Raw genomic sequence first — 19952 nt, forward strand, 5'->3', positions numbered from 1 at the left:
TTTCGCCGCGCGTCAGCGCTAGAACGCGAAGGAAGGACGTAAGCTGTTCGGCATTTAATAGAGGATAGTAGGTGCGGATCGTACATAGGCAGCACGCTAGATTTGCAGGTTCTGCATCGAGGAATATTTACATTATATTGTTTCCGGTTGGATCGGAATTATTTAACCTTACTAGGGCGCAGAGAACACAGAGGAAGATTCCAGAGAGAGGTGAATACGGGACGATGAAGCGCGGATTTGATATTACATCTTCTGCGGTTAATTGTTCGCAAAATCGCAATCTTCACGCAGCAAAACCGGATTGCGGATACAAGGGATGAATTGTTATATAAGAAAATAAGTTTTTACCTAAGTTTTGATTCCCCAGTTCGACCGCTGAGGTTTTAATTCTGCCTGCTGCCTTCAGCATAAAAAAGTTTTCTATTTTTCAGGTGAATCTACCAGCAAATTATCAACATTCTCATAGGTATGCGAAATGAGTTCAAATTTGGCCAGTATTGATTCACAATCTGTTCTCCGCAATTCTCGTCCTAAATCTATTGTCTTTATTGAGTCGGACTTAGATGACTATCAAACTCTTGCGGGTGGCGCGGTTCCGAATGCAGAAGTCATCATTTTAGATAAAAATGGTAACGGAGTCGAGCAGATTACTGCTAAACTGCAAACCATCGCTGCTGCGGGGGGAACTTTAGACGAAGTTCACATTTTTTCTCATGGCAATTCTGGCAGTTTGCGGTTAGGTTCTGCGACGTTGAATGCGGATAGTTTGCCGCAATATGCCAGCCAGTTGCAAGGGTGGCGAAATGCGCTGAGCGACAAAGCTGATATTATGCTTTACGGTTGCGATGTGGCTGCGGGTGATGGGGCTAATTTTGTCGATCGCCTGGGGGAGTTAACCGGGGCTGATATTGCGGCATCTAGCGATCGCACCGGCCGCACTGGTAACTGGAATTTGGAGTTTACCAAGGGTGATATTGAGGCATCCAGTGCCTTGACTCCAGAGACTATGGCCGATTACCGAGGGACTTTAGCGACTGTTACCGTTACCAACAATAATGATAGCGGGCCCGGTTCCTTGAGAAGTGCGATCGCCTCCGCAGCAGCCGGCGATATTATTCAATTTGCTTCCAGTCTTGCGAATCAAACAATTGTTCTAACTTCCGGTCAACTTGTCATCAATAAAAACTTGACAGTTGACGCAATTAGTGCAGCCAACTTAACCATTAGTGGCAACAACACTTCGCGGGTAATCCTCACCGAAGGTTCAACCAATGTTACTCTAAAAAACCTGATTGTTGCCAACGGTAAAGTCTCTGGAACCGATCCGAATAACGAAACAACTAGCGCTGGCGGTGGCATTAAAACGGGAGGTAACAGCACTTTAACCTTAGAAAATTGCCAAGTTAATAATAATGTTGCCGGTTTCGGTGGCGGCGTTCATACAGGTTTCCGCAGCACCACAACTGTCATTAACAGTAAGTTTAGCGACAATGACGGTTCTTTGGCGGATAATACCGAACGCGGCGGCGGGGCGATCGCCACTAAAAGCGGCGGTTCTCTGACTATCAGAGATAGCGAATTTACCAACAACAAAGGCAGCTTAGGCGGGGCTGTTAATAACCTGTTGGGCAGCCTGACGATCGAAAACTCTAAATTCACAGGGAACCGCACAGAAAAAGGGGTTGGCGGGGCAGTTTACGTCGATGGCGCTAATGCTTCAGGCCCCAATGCAACTCCGGGGCCTGTTGGTGGCAATGTTATCATCCGAGGCAGCACTTTTGACGGCAATATCGCCTCTGGAGAAGGAGGTGCAGCATTTCTGTTTGGCTATCCTCCAGATACAGTGGTTTTGGAAAACAGCACTTTTATTAACAACAAAGCCGTAAAAAACTCATCAGGGAGTGGAGGTTCAGGAGGTGGAGTTCGCCACGGAAATGCCGATTTAACTGTGACAAACTGTACCTTTGCTAACAACACAGCCGACGATAACGGCGGCGGTTTGTGGTTGGGAGAAAATGGAAATGTCAGCATTGTCAACAGTACATTTTCCGGTAACACCGCTGCTAAACAGGGCGGGGGAATAGTTGTCGGCAATAGAGATTCTTTTTCCACTAACATTGTCAATTCGACTTTAGCCAATAATAGCGCTGGGGAGTATTCTGGCGGTATTGCGACTTTTGGAAATCAGCCAATTACTGTCAAGAATTCGATTTTTGATAGCAATACGGCCGGTAATCCTTATAAAGTTAAATACCAAACTGGAAGGGCACTAATTGACGGGGGAAATAATCTGCAATTTCCTGCTAAACTGACGACGGGCGATCCTAACGACAATAATGTGACGGCAACTGTGACGATCGCCGATCCATTACTCGGCCCTTTACAAAATATTAACGGCGCTTTCGTAAGGCCCCTGCTAGCAGGAAGTCCCGCCATTGATACCGGTACTGGTGCGGGCGCGCCGGCGGCGGATCAGCGGGGCGTGACTCGCCCTCAAGATGGTGATAATAATGGAAGTGCGATCGTGGATATCGGCGCTTTTGAATTCACAACTACACCAACTCCCACACCAACTCCCACACCAACTCCCACACCAACTCCCACACCGACACCCACACCAACTCCCACACCAACTCCCACACCAACTCCCACACCAACTCCCACACCAACTCCCACACCGATACCAGTTCCCACACCGACACCCACACCAACTCCCACACCGATACCAGTTCCCACACCGACACCCACACCAACTCCCACACCAACTCCCACACCGATACCAATTCCCACACCGACACCCACGCCAACACCGACAACGGATAATGCGATCGTCGAACCCCTACCAGCCCCAGAAATCGACCCCGGCAGTATTACTCAAAATCCCGCCCAACAAACTCTCAACGGCGGTGACAGCACCGATTTCATCATAGGCGATGGCATCAACGAGTCAATTAACGGACTTGGCGACAATGACACCCTCTACGGAATGGGCGGCAGCGACAACATCGACGGCGGCAGCGGTAACGATTCCATCTTCGGCAATACCGACAATGACTTAATCTTCGGCGGCACCGGCAACGATACAGTCTACGCCGGCAAAGATAACGACACTGTGCTTGGCGGAGACGGCGACGACTTTTTGAGAGGAGATTTAGGCCAAGATACTGTTGCCGGTGGCTTTGGCAACGACACCATTTTTGGTGGCAAAGATGACGATATTTTGCTGGGGGAAGATGGCGACGACTATCTGTTAGGCAACTTAGGAAATGACACAATTAATGCTGGAAATGGCAACGATATTGTGTTTGGAAATGAAGGTGCAGATTTGATTTTTGGTAAGGCTGGAAATGACACGCTTTACGGCGGCAAAGACAATGACAGTCTCGGCGGTGGCGATGGTGACGATTTGCTATTCGGTAACAACGAAAACGATTTGCTCGAAGGTTATACAGGCAACGATACGCTGTACGGCGGCAAAGGCAATGATAGCCTCTTCGGCAATGCTGGTAACGATTTCCTTAGCGGTGATGTGGGAGATGATACTTTGACTGGCGGTTCGGGGAATGATGTATTTCTGCTAACTCAAAGTTTAGGCAGTGATATCATTACGGATTTCCGCCAAGGCGAGGATTTAATTGGGTTAAATTCCGGTTTGAGTTTCAATCAACTAACTATTACCGGGAGCAACAATCAAACTTTGATTAGCCTCACCAGTAGCAATCAATTGTTAGCAAAACTGAACGGTATAGCGCCCGGTACTCTCACCGCTAGCGATTTTATTAGTCAGTAGTTATATCATTTCCGGTTACACCGGAATGATGTTGACTGTTGACTGTTGACTGTTGACTGTTGACTGTTGACTCGATTTTATTATTCCGATGCAACCGGAAACGATATTATACCAAATCCGGGTTTTGGATATTTTTTACGAACCAGTTGGCCTCAGACCGCCGAATCGTCAAGGGGAGTATGTTACTGTTTCCTCTTCTCTTCGCGTTCTTTGCGTCTTCGCGGTTAAATCATTCAAAGGGGCGAACACAACAAGCGATCGCCCTTTTCCACCATCGTATTTGTCCGCAAATAATCCCGCAGGCGATCGCACCCGTAACTCAATAAATCCAGATTCAAAACTTGCTGCACATTCCACAAAATCAGCGTATTATCCTCGCTGACAGAAGCCACAAAAGCCCCATCCCCACTATACGCCACTCCCCGAATCGCCCCAGAGTTACCTCTGAGCGTCGTTAATTCCGTACCGTCAGAGTTCCACAACTTCACCGTATTATCCACACTACCAGAAGCAATAATCTTACCGTCCGGGCTAAATGCCACCCCCCAAACCGCCGCCGCGTGACCTTCAAGAGTTCTCACTAACTTACCATCCACAGTCCAAATCTTAACAGTATTGTCCCCACTGCCAGAAGCCAGAAATTTACCGTCAGGGCTAAACGCCACCCTCCACACCGCAGCAGTATGACCTCGAAAAGTTCTCACCAAAGTACCGTCAAGCTTCCACAACTTAACAGTACCATCGCCCCCAGCCGAGGCAATTAGCTGACCGTCCGGGCTAAATACCACCTGCCAAACAGGAGCATGATGTCCTGTCATAGTATGCAATAAAGTACCATTGGGCCGCCAAAGTTTAATAGTATTATCTTGACTGCTAGAAGCAATAATTTGACCGTCAGGACTGAAAGCCAATCCAAAAATCGTAGCGTTATGACCTACCAAATTTGCGATCGCATTTCCGTTTCGAGTCCAGATATTCACCTGATTATCGTTTGTGCCAGAAGCAATTAACTTGCCATCGCGACTCAGTGCCACAGCATAAATCGCAGTATTTTGTCCAGTGAAAGTCCTCAACAATTTGCCTTGCCGACTCCAAAGTTTAGTCGTGCCATCCTCACTACCTGTAGCAATTGTAGAACTATCCGCACTCAGTGCGATCGCCCAAATCCCAGCTTTATGTGCACTAATAATCGTCCGCAAAGGGTTGTGACTCTGCCACAGCCTCACCGTATTTTCTGCACCCGCCGAAGCAATAAAACTGCCGTCAGGACTCCAAGCCATCCCCCAAATCCCAGCAGTGTTACCTCTAAAAGTCGTCAGTTCTGTTCCGTCGTCAACATTCCATAGTTTTACAGTCCCATCCCGACTTGCCGTAGCGATGGTCTGACCGTCTGGACTGAAAACAACTCCAGATATTACAGCAGAATGACCTTCAAGCGTTCTCAGCAAAGTACCGTCAGAGTTCCAGAGTTTCACCGTTTTGTCTCCACTTCCGGTAGCAACAATCTGACCATCTAAACTAAACGCCACTGCAGATACCACAGAAGTATGACCCCGGAGAGTTCTTAACAGTTTGCCGTCAGAGTTCCAGAGTTTCACCGTTTTGTCTCCACTTGCGGTAGCAACAGTCTTACCGTCTGGACTGAAAGCCACTGAGGGTACCCCAGCAGTATGACCCTGGAGAGTTCTTAACAGTTTGCCGTCAGAGTTCCAGAGTTTCACCGTTTTGTCCATGCTGGCAGAGGCAATTGTTTGACCGTCGGGACTAAACGCCACTGTCCAGATACCAGCAGTATGACCCTGAAAAGTTCCTAGGGGCAGTGCCCCCGTGCCTGCCCTATCCAGTTTCCAAAGTTTTACAGTCCCATCATCGCTTCCAGAAGCAATAAACTGACCGTCCGGGCTAAATTTGACCGATCGCACGATCGCCTGATGACCCTTGAGCGCTGCCACTTCTGTACCATCTCGCCGCCACAGTTTGATAATTTTATCCACACTTGCTGAGGCAATAAACTCACTGTCAGGACTAATGTCAACTCCGAGAACAGCCGCTTTATGCCCCGATAAACGGTTGTATTCATCTGCTTCGTAAACAGCTTGTCTCAGTACATTGTCAACTCGACCAGCGGTATCGACACCTACCCCACCTAGTTTTTGCACTTTTCGTTTTGCTTTAATCGCTTCTATCAGCGCATCCAACTTGCGATTAGAAGCAAACAGTGCGTCAGAAGAAGATGCCAGCGCTTGAATTTCGCTCACCCGCGCTTGCCGTTCGCTTGCTGTGGCTTTGCGATATTGAAAAAACGTTGCGATTCCCAACCCGCAGGCCAGCAGTAATGCCATACTGACTGCAAACAATAAGATTCTTTGTTGTTTGGCAGCTTTGGTTTCTTGAATTAGTCTTTTGTGTTCTTCTGTTAGCCTCGCTTCAATTTCTTTAGTGCGTTCTGCCTCTAATCCTTGTTGTACTTCGCGCCGATCTATTTCTTCAGAAGCGGCTAAAAATTGATAGTCTAAATCGCTCAAACTTTTTCCCTGGGCCCAACTTTGAGCATCTTTCAAAGCTTGTCCCCGCAACAGCCGCGATAAATCTTGCTGCTTAGATGTCACCCACGCATCAAAAGTTTGAGAATAAGGCCGCAGTTGTTTTAATTGTTTGTCTACCCATTTGAGGTTAAAAACTTGTTCGTAAATGCGGTTTTTTACTTTCAGTAAACTTTGCTCTTTCACCACCAACCCGGAGAGAATGAGTTCTATTTGTTCTGGGCTGTCATCGGTTGAGATCCCCCCTGCCCCCCGCCGGAGGGTTCTGATTGTCTCCCCCCCTTGATAAGGGGGGGTTAGGGGGGGTTCTGATTGTAAGATTTGCTGGTAAATTCCGAGCAATCTACTGGTTTTTTGTTCGTTGCGAAGGATGCGATCGCGGATAGTTTTTAAATGCTCTGGTTCATCGCAGGCTTGCCAGTGGTCGATGATGCGCGATCGCACTAAATTTTCTACCCAAAATGCCTCCGTTCCTGGGGGAATAGTTAAAATTTGGCTATCATTCTCTTGACTAATATTCGCTACTATGTTACAAAGCTTTTGCGTGAGAAAAGGTTGCCCGCCAGTCCAATTTAAGATTTCTTTTAAAACCGGCACTGCATTGTTTACACTTGTTTCTAATCCCGCCAGTAAAGGCTGCGCTTCCTCAAAGGTAAATCCTGGCAAATCAATTGCCATTCCAATATTAAATGGCGTCCGATTTTTGTCAGCAATTAAGTCGCTAGGGGTAGCGACTCCAAAAATGGCAAAGGTAAGGCGATTATACTCTGGATTAAGGGCGCGTTGGTTGTAGCAAAACCGAATTAAGGCAAAAAAGTCATCAACGGGAAAATCTAAGCCTAAAATACTATCTATTTCATCGACAAAGATAAAAATTTTATCTTGGGGGAATTGAACGAGCAGGATATTTTCTATAAAATGACTTAATCTTTGCAGCAGGGAAACTTCTTCTTCATCTCGCCACCAAGTTTTTAAGTTGATTTTTCCTAAAAGATTGAAGCCGCGCCACAGTTCGGCAGCGACTCCTTTATACCACTGCAAGGGGGTAATATTTTCGCTACCAGTGCGGGTTAAATCGAGGGTAGTGCATTGATAGCCTTGCGATTTTAGTCGGTGTAGGGTGCGGACTAATAGGGAAGATTTTCCCATTTGTCGCGAGTTGAGGACATAACAAAAATCACCTGCTATTAAAGCTTCGTAGAGTTGCGAATCTGCTTTTCGCATCACATAGGTTCCGGCATTTGTGGCAAGACTGCCGCCGACTTGATATTCAAGCTTGGTCATCATTATTCCCTCCTATGAACTCCTGGGGAGAAATAGTCGCACAAATGTCTATCTTCCTCCTTCACATCAGCATTTGTTCGCAGGTAATCCCGCACCCAGTCGCAACCAAAAGCCAGTGGATCTGTATTGAGAATTCGCTTCACATTCCACAAAATCGCCGTTTGGTCATGGCTGGCGGAGGCAAGAAAAGTGCCGTCGGAACTAAAGGAAGCTTTTGTCACTAAACCTCTATGTCCCGTGAGCGTCCTCAGCAAGATGCCGTTTTTATTCCAGAGTTTCACCGTGTTATCCAGACTTGCCGTAGCGACGATTTCACCATCCGGGCTAAAGGAAACTCCCTGCACTCCCTGTGCGTGACCTTTAAGCGTTCGCAGGAGCTGTGCTTTGTGAGGAACTGAGGTGTCTGAGGACTCTAATTTCCAGAGTTTGGCGGTGCCATCTGTACTGGCTGAGGCGATTGTCTTGCCATCGGGACTGAAACTGACCCCCATACTCATAGCCTGATGGGCATCAATCGCCTGCAACAAAGTGCCATCGGGCTTCCAGATAGCGAGAGTACCGCTGCTACCGACGGCGGCTAAAGCTTTTCCATCAGGGCTAAAGGCCACACTCCAGAAGCCGCTGCCATCTAGCTTCAGAACTCGTACTAACACGCCGTCTGGCTGCCAGAGTTTTACGGTGCCGTCTGTACTTGCGGTGGCAATAATTTTACCGTCAGGACTCCAAGTAATTCCGTAAACTACACCTTTGTGGGCGTTGATTTCTCTCAGAAATCTGCCATCCTTGTGCCAGAGTTTAACTGTTTTTTCGCCCCCTGAAGCAATGAGTTTACCGTCAGGACTGAATGCCACATCCCAAAGCCCCCCTGTACCCTCCTTAAGCGTCTTCAGCAACGTGCCATCGACGCGCCAAAGTTTCACCGTGCCGTCTGTACTGGCAGTGGCGACGATTTTACCGTCAGGAGCGAAAGCAGCTCTATAAACAGCAGCGTCGTGACCTAGCAGGGGCAAGAAAAAAATGTTTTTCGGCTGCCAGAGTTTGACAGCATTTCCTATAGCCAGCGAAGCAATTGATTTGCCGTCAGGACTGAAATCGATATTCCATACGGCACCGCGATGTCCTGCAAAAGTTCTGAGTTCTTTGCCGTCTTTGCTCCAAAATTTGATTGTGCGATCGCCGCTGGCTGTGGCGATAATCTCACCGTCAGGACTGAAATCTAGACTCTCAACCCCAGATGCGTGACCTTTAAGGGTTCCCAGGGGCTGTAACTCTTCGGCTGACGGGGTATGGGAGCGCCAAAGTTTAACAGTCTTATCCATGCTCGCAGAGGCAAATACCTCGCCGTCAGGACTGAACTCGACCTCCCAAATGGCAGCGCTATGCCCTTGAAACGCTCGCAGTAACTTTACTGTGTCCCAGAATAAGCCGTCTTTTTTCCACAATCGAATCGTCCCCTCCGCACTTGCGCTAACGAGCATTTCCCCGTCGGGGCTAAAGCTCAGGCTCCTCACCGCATCGGTGCGATCGAGAATGGTTAATAAATTGCCGTTTTTGTTCCAGAGTTTAACGGTGTTATTCTCACCCGATGCAGCTAAAGTCTCGCCATCTGGGCTAAACGCCACACCGTTAAACTCGGTGCTGTGTCCCTCAAGGCTGTGCAGGAGTTTCGGGCCTAGCCAAGACGTTCCCTGTTGCTGCCAAACTTTAACTGTGCCCTCTCCACTGGCGCAAGCGAGGAGTTTGCTGTCGGGGCTAAAAGCCATCCTCCACACTATACCGTTGTGGGGAAGAGTCGCAATCAGGGTGCCATCTCGCTGCCAGAGTTTGACCTCGTTATCTGTACTTGCAGAGGCAATGGTCTGAGCGTCGGGACTGATTGCTAATCTATACAGTGTCGCCTGATGTCCTGACAAGCGGTTGAACTCCGACGCTCCATAAACGGCCTGCTCTAATAATAATTGCACGCGATTTTCTAGTTCGGGATTTGCCCCACCGAGTTGTTGCAGTTTGCGCTTGGCTTTGATGGCGGCGATGAGGCTGTCTAATTTTTGCTCTAAGGTGAAGAGGGCTTCGGAGGATGTGGCGAGGGCTTCTATTTCACTTATGGTAGCTCTTCGATATTGCCAGAATGCTGCTGTTCCGAGAAAGAGGGCGATCGCTAATGCCAAAGAGAGTGCAGTAATAAACCACTTTTGCCGTCTGGCATTTTTTTTCTCTACAGCGAGTCGCGCTTCCACTTCCTTGCTGCGTTCGGCTTCTAAAGCTTGTTGAACTTCTCGCCTGTCTATTTCTTCGCTAGCAGCTAAAAAGTGATAATCCAAATCGCTCAAACTTTTTCCCTGCGCCCAACTTTGAGCATCTTTCAAAGCTTGTCCGCGCAACAGTCGGGAATAATCTGTTTGTTTGGCAGCGATCCAAGCGTCGAATGCTTGGGAGTAAGGACGCAGCGATATTAATTGTTTTTCTAGCCAGTAGAAGTTGAATACTTCTTGATAAATCCGGTTTTTAACTATCAGCAATCCTGCTTTTTTTTCGACTAATCCCGATAGTAGCAGTTCGATTTGCTCTCGGCTGTCGTCGGCACAGATCCCCCCTGCCCCCCTTGATAAGGGTGGTTCTGAGTGTCCCCCCCCTTGATAAGGGGGGGTTAGGGGGGGATCGGATTGCAATATTTGCTGGTAAATGCCGAGCAATCTGCCGGCGCGTTGTTCATCACGGAGGATGCGATCGCGTATAGTTTTGAAATGCTCCGGCTCGTCTTGCGATTCCCATTTGTCGATGATTTTATCCCGCACCAACGATTCCACAAAAAATCCCTCTGTTCCCGGTGGTATTTTTAAATCGCCGCTGCGGGATTCTCCAGCAGTTCTTACCACCAATTCACATATTTTTTGAGTTAAAAATGGCTGTCCTCCAGTCCAAGCTAAGATTTCTTTGATAACTGCTGGCGGATTGGTTATGACATTTTCTAATCCTTTCGCTAGTGGCTGTGCTTCCTCCAATTGAAATCCCTGCAAATCGATTGCTCGTCCGATATTAAAAGGAGTTCGATTTTTATCGGCGATTAAATCGCTGGGTGTGGCTACTCCGAAAATGGCGAAGGTAATCCGGTTGTATTCGGGATTGATGGCTCTTTGGTTGTAACAATACCTAATTAAAGCAAAAAAATCATCGACTGGAAAATCTAACCCCAGAATGCTATCAATTTCATCGACTAATATAAAAATCCTGTCTTCGGGAAATTTTGCCAACAAAATGTCTTCAATAAAATAGCTTAATCTTTGCAGAAAGGAAACTTCTTCTTCTTTCCACCAAGTTTTTAAATTCACTTTTCCTAAGAGATTGAAGCTGCGCCACAAATCACCAACAATTCCTTTATACCACTGTAAAGGCGTGATGTTTTCGCTGCCGATGCGCGTCATGTCGATGGTGCTGCATTGAAAGCCTTCTGCTTGCAGTCGATGGAAGGTGCGTACCAGCAGCGAAGATTTGCCCATTTGACGGGAGTTGAGGATGTAACAAAACTCGCCGTTTTTCAAGGCTTGATAGAGTTGGTCATCTGCTTGCCGCACTACGTATGTAGGGGCATCACTGGCAAGACTGCCACCAATTTGGTATGTTACCTCGGTCATGTCATCTATTAGTTAGTTAAAAGTTGAAACTTTACTAGAAAAAGAGGCGGTTTGAGTGTGGTTTTTGTCAGCATTCCTACTGAATTATAATCCATCGGTAAAATTTAGGTTTCCCAAGTAGTTGCTTTGATAATATAGCAATCTCAAGCAAAATATGTAGGGTAGTGCCCCCGTGCCTACCCCTTATCTATCGGGGAAACCGGGCGTGGGATTGCCCCTACAACAATTACACAACTGATGCGAGGATTGCTATAGAGGTGATGATGTGGTGCGCTTCCCTTCCCAGACTTAAACTTAACAGCAGCACAGATTTTTAGGGTAGGCAATCACTAAATAAAGTTTGGCGAACCAAAATACAGGCGGTACAACTCGCAGCTTAGCGTACAGCGGTTGTTATCGATATGAATCAATCCCATACTCACTAATTTACAAGCTACTATCGGCTCTAATTCCAGACCGCGCTCAGATTTTACCACTTGTTTAAGGGCAATTGCGAGTTCGGTATCTGCTTGCAATGTCACCAAAAAATTCCGCAAGTAATCTTTATAAATTCCTCCTATGGTCGGAGCTTCTTGCAAAAGCATATCTAGCGTTACAGCCTTTTGATAGAGATGGTAAAAAGCGAGCCGGACTAGATAAGGATGTCCCCCCACCATTGCCATCAGTCGCTCGGCATCGGGGCTATCTGTCCAATCGAGTCCGTAACGCTGCGCTAAAGCAAGTATCTGCTCTTCTGTAAAATAGGGCAATTGCAGCGGCAAACCGACATTAAAAGGCGATTCAGTGAGCTTTAAAGGAATATAAATTTCTGTGGAATGAAGGACGATCACCCGCAGTTTTCCCAAGGTTTCATTCCGCTTTGCTTCTTCATGCCAGCTTCGCAGCAGCGGCAAAAATTCTCGGGCAATTTTGGGATACTCAAAAATTCTATTGACTTCATTTAAAGCTAATACTAAAGGCGAATTTATTTCAGTTAATATATATTGCTGCAAATAAATGGTGCAGCTTACTTTGCTGCCCATATTTTCATCCCAATAATTATCTAATAAAGGTGGCAAATCTAGATGCCTGCTGATGTTGGCACAAAACCACCTTAAAAATTTATCGAGGTTGTCTAAAATAGCTTCCTCAGCTTGCTGAAAATCCAAACTTACAGTTCGGTAGCCTAGAGAATTAGCGCGGTCTAAAATTCGTAGCAAAAGTGAACTTTTACCCATCTTCCTGGGAGCTTTTATCCGCAGAACACTCCCTGGCTTGGCAATTTCTTGATACGCGAGTTCTTCAATTAGCGGGTGATTGATATAAAATGGCGAACCGAGGGGTACGGGAGAGCCGGGATATTCTAAAGGTGTTGCTAGGCATTGGCTGCGGGTGAATTTTTCAATTAATTCTGCTTCCTCTGCGGTTAAGGAACGCGATTCTAGAGAGGAGCGAAAATTAGATTTACTAATAGGTATATGCAAGATTTCAGAGAGAGATTGCCACAAGCCAGAGGCGATGTTTCTCAGGTAATGCTCTCCGTAATGAGAGGCCAATGCGATGCTTGTATAAGTCTTTCCTTCCCAAACTTGGCGGAGTAGGATTTCTTGTACGGGATGTAAATCTTTTTGCGATCGCGCACGAGTTAGCTGTAGTACCTCATCTATCGTCATAATTGGCAATTGCCCGTAAGTGTATAGTTGATATTATCACTTTTGCTTGACTGTAAAGCCGATCGCCCATTTGATTGCGACACCAGCCTGTAGCGACTTTTCTCAGAAGGTAACAACTCTGTCAAGTTTAGATACTTTTGCTTGCTTCGGCTACGCTCCACACAACTCGCGAGGGTACAAGTTTTAGATTGTAGATTTTAGATTTTAGATTGGAGATTTACTTGCAACTCGGTGAATCGGGGAGCTTGAAGTGGGGTCTAAAATTTTGAGTTCGTTCGTCTCTGACACTTCTGTACGTGGCACAGTATCTGTTTTTGAAGTGGGGTCAAATCGTTAAATCTGATTTTTATCGCACCCATATCGAGGATTAACTGGACTTGTTGTCTCAGTCTTTTTAATCAAACTTTGGGACTGGACGGAGAGTCTGTCCCACAACAATCTTTGTTTCTTTAGAACTTACCCAAAAAAACCCGGTTTCTTGGAAAATCGTTGCTCATCCGAGAGATACTCCATCGATAAACCGGGTTTTTTGCCTCGCCTGCGTCCAAGTATGGGAGCATCTCATGTTTGCATTTGTAGTGCGAGCGGGGACGCTCGCACTGTTGTAAAAAAATACTTATTGCAAAACTGAGATGCACCCCCAGGAATGTTCTTGTGGGACGTGGGTTAGGGGGGAGCCAGACTGAAGCGGAAACCTCTGCTGAGCGCCGTAACCCAATTTCAAGAGGTACTTGCTCAGCGCCATTTCAGGTAGCAGCGCTCAGTTTTTCCAAACAAATTAGCCAAAATGTCATCTAGGTGTCACAGTTGGCCGTGAAGCCACAATTAAAAATGTGACAGTTGACTTTGCTCAAGCTCAGTCGATTGATGTTAATTTAATTAAAAGTAGTTTTATATCGCTGCATCGACTCATCAATAGCGTTCAGTCTCAAGAGCAATTTTTTATTTGGTTGCAGGGTTTTGGGAAATGGTGCTGCAATACTTTTTCAAAAAGATGAGCTAGCAAATAGTCTGGTTGGTTGAAGACAAATGGTTCATAAAATGTTTCCTAATTATTTTATTCCTCACGGTCATTGCTATTTGTGGAAGCCTGGATTAGTGGGGCTGCACATTTTGTCTGATGCTTTGATTGCTTGCGCTTATTTTGCGATACCCATCACGCTAATTTATATTGTCAAGAAGCGAAAAGACCTGCCTTTTGACTGGATTTTCATGTTATTTGGCTCTTTTATTGTCTGCTGTGGCATTACCCACGTTATGGAAATATGGACGCTGTGGCATCCTAATTATTGGTTCTCTGGTTTTCTGAAAGCGATTACGGCGCTAGTTTCGCTATCCACAGCAGCAGTGCTGGTGGAACTAATCCCCAAAATTTTGGCGATCCCCAGTCCCGATCGATTGGCGGCGGCAAATTTGGCTTTACAAAATGAGGTGGGCGATCGCAAGCAAGCTCAGGAAGCACTCTCTCAATTAATGCTGGAATTGGAAAAGCGAGTTATTGAAAGGACGCAAGCTTTAAAGGTTGCTAACGAGCTTTTGCAACAGGAAAATCGCGATCGCTCCTTGGCTGAAAATTCATTGCGACATTCTGAAGCTCAACTGCTAAAACAAACTCAGCAGCTAGAAAACACTCTACAACAACTCACAAGTGCCCAAACCCAACTCGTGCAAACTGAAAAAATGTCTTCTTTGGGGCAAATGGTAGCTGGCATTGCTCACGAAATCAATAACCCTGTTAACTTCATCTATGGCAATCTGATTCCGGCCCAGGAATACATTCAAGAGCTTTTGGGATTGATTAAGTTTTATCAAGTTTATTACCCTACTCCTCCGCCGGAAATTGCCGACAAGATTAACAGCATCGAGCTCGACTTTATTTTAGAAGACTTGCAAAAACTTTTTAGTTCGATTAAAGTTGGAGCCGAGCGCATCAAAGATATAGTTAAATCTTTACGCACCTTCTCCCGCTTAGACGAAGCCGATATGAAAAAGGTAAACATTCATGAAGGTATCGACAGCACTTTAATGCTTTTGCAGCACCGCCTGAAAGAACAGCCATACCGTCCGGCTATCCAAGTGATTAAAGACTATGGAAATTTGCCAGATTTGGAATGCTACGCCGGACAGCTCAACCAAGTATTTATGAATATTTGTTCTAATGCGATTGATGCTTTAGAACAGATGGCGGTGCAGAAGCATTCGGTCAAAAAAGACTGTTGGGGGAAAAATTTACCCGCTCGCTTGCAATATGCCCATTGCAAACGGCTAACAATTCGCATCCGCACGCTTTTGGTTGACGGCCAGTGGGTGCAGATTCACATTGCTGATAATGGCAGTGGCATAGATGCTGAGGCGATCGCTAAAATTTACGATCCATTTTATACGACTAAACCTATCGGTTATGGTACAGGTCTGGGTTTGGCAATTTCTTATCAAATTATTCAAAGCCATGAAGGTTATTTGCGCTGCACTTCCGAGGTTGGGATGGGTACTGAGTTTATTATTAAAATTCCCTTAAAATCCCAACCTCAGCCAGCAGCTTGCTCTGAAAAATTTTTGGTAAAGCTTTAAAATTGCGAACATCCCGTTTTTATAAATCAACTTGTGGGGCGGGCCAGAGAGCCCGCCCCACAAAAACAAGACGATCGTTCCACTTAGTATCATCTGCAACCAAACATTATGTGGCAAATAGTCAAAAATATCTTTTCTCCAACTCAGTATATGCCGCACGGTCACTGCTATCTGTGGCAAACGCCTTTGGTGTGGCTGCACGTAACCGGCGACTTTTTAATCGCGATCGCCTACTATTCAATTCCGGCGATGCTGATTTATTTTATTTTGAAGCGACGCGACGTTCCGTTCTCAGGAATATTTGCTTTATTTAGTACATTTATTGTTCTTTGCGGTACGGGTCACTTGATAGATATTTGGACGCTGTGGCATTCCGCTTATTGGCTGTCCGGGATTGAAAAAGGAGTGACTGGCCTCGTTTCCTGCTACACTGCCGGAACGCTGTTCGGGCTAATTCCGCAGTTTTTATCATTAAAAAGCCCTCAAGAATTAGAAGAAATTAATATCAAATTACAGCGGGAAATCGCCGTGCGCGAACAGGCAGAATTAGCTCTGCGCTGCGCCTATGAAGATTTAGAACTTAAAGTGCAAGAGCGTACCGCACAGTTGACAGAAACCAACACTTCCTTAGAAACTGAAGCTTGCGAGCGCCAGCAAGCCGAGTTAAAATTGCGCTCAGTTACCGAACGCTTGCAATATTTGTTGGCTACTACTCCGGCAGTTATTTTTAGCTGCAAATTAGGGGGAGATTATGACGTAACATTTGTTAGCGAAAATATTGTTTCAATGATGGGCTACGAAGCGCGACAATTTGTGGATGGTTCCCTGGATTGGCACAGCCTCGTTCACCCCGAAGATCGAGAGATTATAGATACTGCCTTCGCTCAGATATTGCAAAAAGAATTGATTTCCTACGAATACCGCGAACTGCACAAAGATGGTAGTTATCGCTGGATTCACGATGAGGTTAAGTTGGTCAAAGATGCTGCTGGCATACCTGTGGAGTGTGTTGGTTATGGAGTAGATATTACCGATCGCAAACAGGCAGAAGCAGCTTTGCTACAGCAACTAAAAAGAGAGCGGCTGGTGAATTCCATTCAAGAGCGGATTCGCTCTTCTCTTAACCTAGAAGAAGTTCTGACAATGGCTGTGGTCGAAGTTCGCGAGTTCTTGTCAATTGATCGGACGGTTATTTACCGATTCAACTCAGATTGGAGCGGATTTATAGCAGTCGAATCGGTAGCAAGGGGTGTGATGCCGATTCAAGGAATTGACATTAACGATCCTTGTTTTAGGACAGACTACGTTGCTGTTTACGAACAGGGACACATTCGCGCGATCGACAATATTTATACGGCTGATATTTCCGAGTGCCACATTAATTTACTCAGCCAGTTTCAAATTAAAGCTAACCTCGTAGTTCCTATTTTGCAAGGGGAAAATTTATGGGGCTTACTAATTGCTCATCACTGCCGCAGTCAAAAACAGTGGAACTCTTCTGAGATAGAATCTCTCAAGCAAATTTCCGTACAGCTAGCAATTGCCATCCAGCAATGTACGCTATTTGAACAAGCGAAAACAGAAATTGCCGATCGCAAGTTGGCAGAAGCAGCGCTGCAAAAAGCTGTCAGAGTGGCTGATGCCGCCAACGTCGCCAAAAGTGAATTTCTTTCTTCTATGAGTCACGAATTGCGGACTCCCCTGAATGCAATTCTGGGATTTAGTCAGGTGATGGTGCGCGATTCATCCCTAAACAACGAACACCAACAACACCTAGGAATTATTAATCGCGCCGGGGAACATTTGCTTTCGCTAATTAATGATATTTTGGAAATGTCCAAAATTGAAGCAGGCAGAAGTCAACTTAATGAAAGCAGTTTTAATTTAATTCGCCTGCTAGAAACCCTAGAAGAAATGTTTCGACTGAAAGCTAAATCTAAGAGATTGCAGCTAAATTTTGAAATAGCCCAAAGTGTACCATACTTTGTTAATGGAGATGAGGGTAAATTGCGCCAGATTTTGATTAATCTTGTCGGAAATGCCATTAAGTTTACAGAGACGGGTAGCGTTACCTTGCGAATGAAAAACAAGGTAGAAGAAAATTTAGCGACTGAAAATGTAGAGTTGAAAAGCACGCAAACAAAAACCGCCGACAGGGGATATGAAAAGTCCGCGCCTGCGAATTTTGATTGTGCAAACGCGAATTCTATTCGCCCGGTATCTTTACACCTTCAGTTTGAAATCCAAGATACTGGCCCCGGCATTGCTGCAGAAGAAATGAATAAGTTATTTCTACCATTCGAGCAAACAAAAGCAGGTTATAAATCCGAACAGGGAAGCGGACTAGGCTTACCAATTAGTCGCAAATTTGTCCAAATGATGGGAGGGGATATTGTTGTCAGGAGTACACCAGATTTTGGAAGTACGTTTTCATTTGATATTCAACTGGGTCTTGCCGATGCCACCGAAATTCAAATGCTTAAACCGCATAAAAAAGTCATTGGTTTAGCACCAGATCAACCAGAGTACCGGATTTTGGTGGTTGACGATCGTGCCGATAATTGTCTAGTCATAGATAGATTATTGTCACCGCTAGGCTTCCTCGTGCGAGAAGCTAAAAATGGTCAAGAAGCTATTAATGTATGGGAAGATTGGCAACCGCACCTGATTTGGATGGATATGCAAATGCCTGTAATGAATGGTTATGAAGCAACCAGACAAATTAAATCTCATCCTCTCGGAAAAGAAACGGTGATTGTCGCTCTCACAGCTAGCGCTTTTGAAGAGGAAAGACAAACTATTTTAGCAGCAGGCTGCGATGATTTTATGCGTAAACCGTTTGAGGCTAAAATCTTGTTTGCTATCATAGAGAAATACTTAGAGCTTAGCTATATTTACGATGAATCTGTTGATAAAGATCTTGAAAACGAAAGCGAATTGAGTGGGGTTAGCAGCAATGAATCCGTAGGATTACAACTCGCTCAAATGCCTATTGAGTGGCTGGATAATATCCATGATGCTGCTCATGAATGCTACGATGATAAGATTCTTCGGTTGATTGAGGGGATGCCTGTAGAGTTTGTTGCCTCTGCAAAAGTTTTAACTGATTTAGCACGTGATTTCCTGTTTGATGATATTATTGAGTTAGCGAAGTCTGCCATTAAGGCGTGTGACTCTTAATATATTGGATTTTGAAAAAATACGGTTAGCGATCGCATGAACAGCAATCAGTCTGCTACAATTCCAGCCACCATTTTAGTAGTTGATGATAAACCAGATAACGTGCGGCTTTTATCTACAATCCTAACTGAGCAAGGCTATCAGGTTCGCAAAGCGTTGAACGGAAAAAGAGCTCTGGCGACGGTGCAGGAGTTTCCGCCGACTCTAGTTCTGCTGGATGTGATGATGCCAGAGATGAATGGATATGAGGTGTGTGCAAACTTGAAAGCTTCACCAAAAACCAGTTCGATTCCCGTGATTTTTTTAAGCGCCTTAGATGACGCTTCAGATAAAGTAAAAGCCTTTGATGTGGGAGCTGTTGATTATATTACTAAACCTTTTCAAGGTAAAGAAGTATTGGCACGAGTGGCAAATCAGTTAATAATTCAAAATCAGCAACGACTGCTTCAAGAGCAAACTAAGCAACTAGAAGAGTTTGTCGATCGATTGCAAAAGGAAATTAAAGAGCGGCAGACAGTTGAGCTAGCTTTACGGCTGGCTCAAAACAAATCGGATCATTTATTGCTGAATATTTTACCGGCTGCGATTGTTGAAAATTTAAAAAAAGGCGAGGGTTATGCTGCTGAAAGGTTTGAGTCAGCAACAGTTCTTTTTGCAGATATTGTCGATTTTACGTCTCTTGCTGCCAGAATTTCACCGCTAGAATTGGTAAATTTTCTAAATAAGATTTTTTCAAAATTTGACGAATTAACTGAAAAACACGGTTTGGAAAAAATTAAAACAATTGGGGATGCTTATATGGTGGCGGGGGGTTTACCTGTGCCGAGGACAGATCATGTAGGGGCGATCGCAAATATGGCGTTGGATATGCAGGATGCGATCGCAGATTTTAAAACCGACACGGGCGAACCCATCCAAATTCGGATTGGCATTAGTACAGGCCCGGTAGTTGCTGGGGTGATTGGCACTAAAAAATTTATTTATGACTTGTGGGGAGATACTGTTAATGTTGCTTCTCGCATGGAATGTCAAGGATTACCGGGGTATATTCAAGTGACTTCTGCTGTTTGCGAGCAGTTAAAAGAGCGGTATGTATTGGAGGAAAGAGGCGCGATCGCGGTTAAAGGTAAAGGAGAGTTAATTGTTTATTGGCTAAAGGCTAAAAAATAGAGTTATAGTCATTTCAAATAAAAAAGAGACACTATTGAGCGCAGTAGGCACAGATAAGTTCATCTAAAGATGTGCCAGCAGGAGCATACATTCTGGCTCGCTTTAAGGCACTAAAATCGTGTTCAATATC

The 19952-nt window shown here is 45.4% G+C and carries 7 protein-coding genes and 1 pseudogene; 4 read left to right on the top strand and 4 right to left on the bottom strand.

What is annotated here, in order from left to right; all coding sequences use genetic code 11:
- Positions 1–475 precede the first annotated feature (475 nt).
- The gene (locus tag IQ263_RS11845; RefSeq protein ID WP_194067602.1) at positions 476–3790 is read left to right on the top strand and encodes a DUF4347 domain-containing protein; all 3315 of its coding nucleotides are present in this window, start codon (positions 476–478) and stop codon (positions 3788–3790) included.
- A gap of 233 nt (positions 3791–4023) precedes the next feature.
- Here the strand turns inward: IQ263_RS11845 and IQ263_RS11850 are convergent, their stop codons facing one another.
- The 3 genes from IQ263_RS11850 to IQ263_RS11860 form a co-directional block, all read right to left on the bottom strand.
- Positions 4024–7617, bottom strand: coding sequence for a WD40 domain-containing protein (locus tag IQ263_RS11850; RefSeq protein WP_194067609.1), 3594 nt, complete (start codon positions 7615–7617; stop codon positions 4024–4026).
- A gap of 2 nt (positions 7618–7619) precedes the next feature.
- Complete coding sequence (locus IQ263_RS11855; RefSeq protein ID WP_194067603.1) at positions 7620–11249, bottom strand: AAA-like domain-containing protein; 3630 nt, start codon at positions 11247–11249, stop codon at positions 7620–7622.
- 329 nt (positions 11250–11578) lie between these two features.
- On the bottom strand, positions 11579–12901 hold the full coding sequence (locus IQ263_RS11860; protein ID WP_194067604.1) for an AAA-like domain-containing protein: 1323 nt from the start codon (positions 12899–12901) through the stop codon (positions 11579–11581).
- A 1029-nt stretch (positions 12902–13930) separates the two neighbouring features.
- Here IQ263_RS11860 and IQ263_RS11865 point away from each other — a divergent pair.
- From IQ263_RS11865 to IQ263_RS11875, 3 genes are all read left to right on the top strand, one after another.
- On the top strand, positions 13931–15472 hold the full coding sequence (locus IQ263_RS11865) for a sensor histidine kinase (RefSeq protein ID WP_194067605.1): 1542 nt from the start codon (positions 13931–13933) through the stop codon (positions 15470–15472).
- A 150-nt stretch (positions 15473–15622) separates the two neighbouring features.
- The gene (locus IQ263_RS11870) at positions 15623–18652 is read left to right on the top strand and encodes a response regulator (protein WP_445286308.1); all 3030 of its coding nucleotides are present in this window, start codon (positions 15623–15625) and stop codon (positions 18650–18652) included.
- A gap of 36 nt (positions 18653–18688) precedes the next feature.
- Entirely contained in the window at positions 18689–19822 is a 1134-nt protein-coding gene (locus tag IQ263_RS11875; protein ID WP_194067607.1) for an adenylate/guanylate cyclase domain-containing protein, read from the top strand.
- 31 nt (positions 19823–19853) lie between these two features.
- On the opposite strand, the pseudogene IQ263_RS11880 reads toward IQ263_RS11875, so the two are convergent.
- Positions 19854–19952 (bottom strand): annotated as a pseudogene (locus IQ263_RS11880) (IS630 family transposase); the annotation flags it as partial.

The organism is Tychonema sp. LEGE 06208 (genome assembly GCF_015207505.1).
GTDB lineage: Bacteria > Cyanobacteriota > Cyanobacteriia > Cyanobacteriales > Microcoleaceae > Microcoleus.

Coding starts and splice junctions, on each gene's coding strand:
- IQ263_RS11855 (WP_194067603.1), bottom strand. CDS start 11,249: ATGACCGAGGTAACATACCAAATTGGTGGCAGTCTTGCCAGTGATGCC.
- IQ263_RS11845 (WP_194067602.1), top strand. CDS start 476: ATGAGTTCAAATTTGGCCAGTATTGATTCACAATCTGTTCTCCGCAAT.
- IQ263_RS11850 (WP_194067609.1), bottom strand. CDS start 7,617: ATGACCAAGCTTGAATATCAAGTCGGCGGCAGTCTTGCCACAAATGCC.
- IQ263_RS11860 (WP_194067604.1), bottom strand. CDS start 12,901: ATGACGATAGATGAGGTACTACAGCTAACTCGTGCGCGATCGCAAAAA.
- IQ263_RS11865 (WP_194067605.1), top strand. CDS start 13,931: ATGGTTCATAAAATGTTTCCTAATTATTTTATTCCTCACGGTCATTGC.
- IQ263_RS11875 (WP_194067607.1), top strand. CDS start 18,689: ATGAACAGCAATCAGTCTGCTACAATTCCAGCCACCATTTTAGTAGTT.
- IQ263_RS11870 (WP_445286308.1), top strand. CDS start 15,623: ATGCCGCACGGTCACTGCTATCTGTGGCAAACGCCTTTGGTGTGGCTG.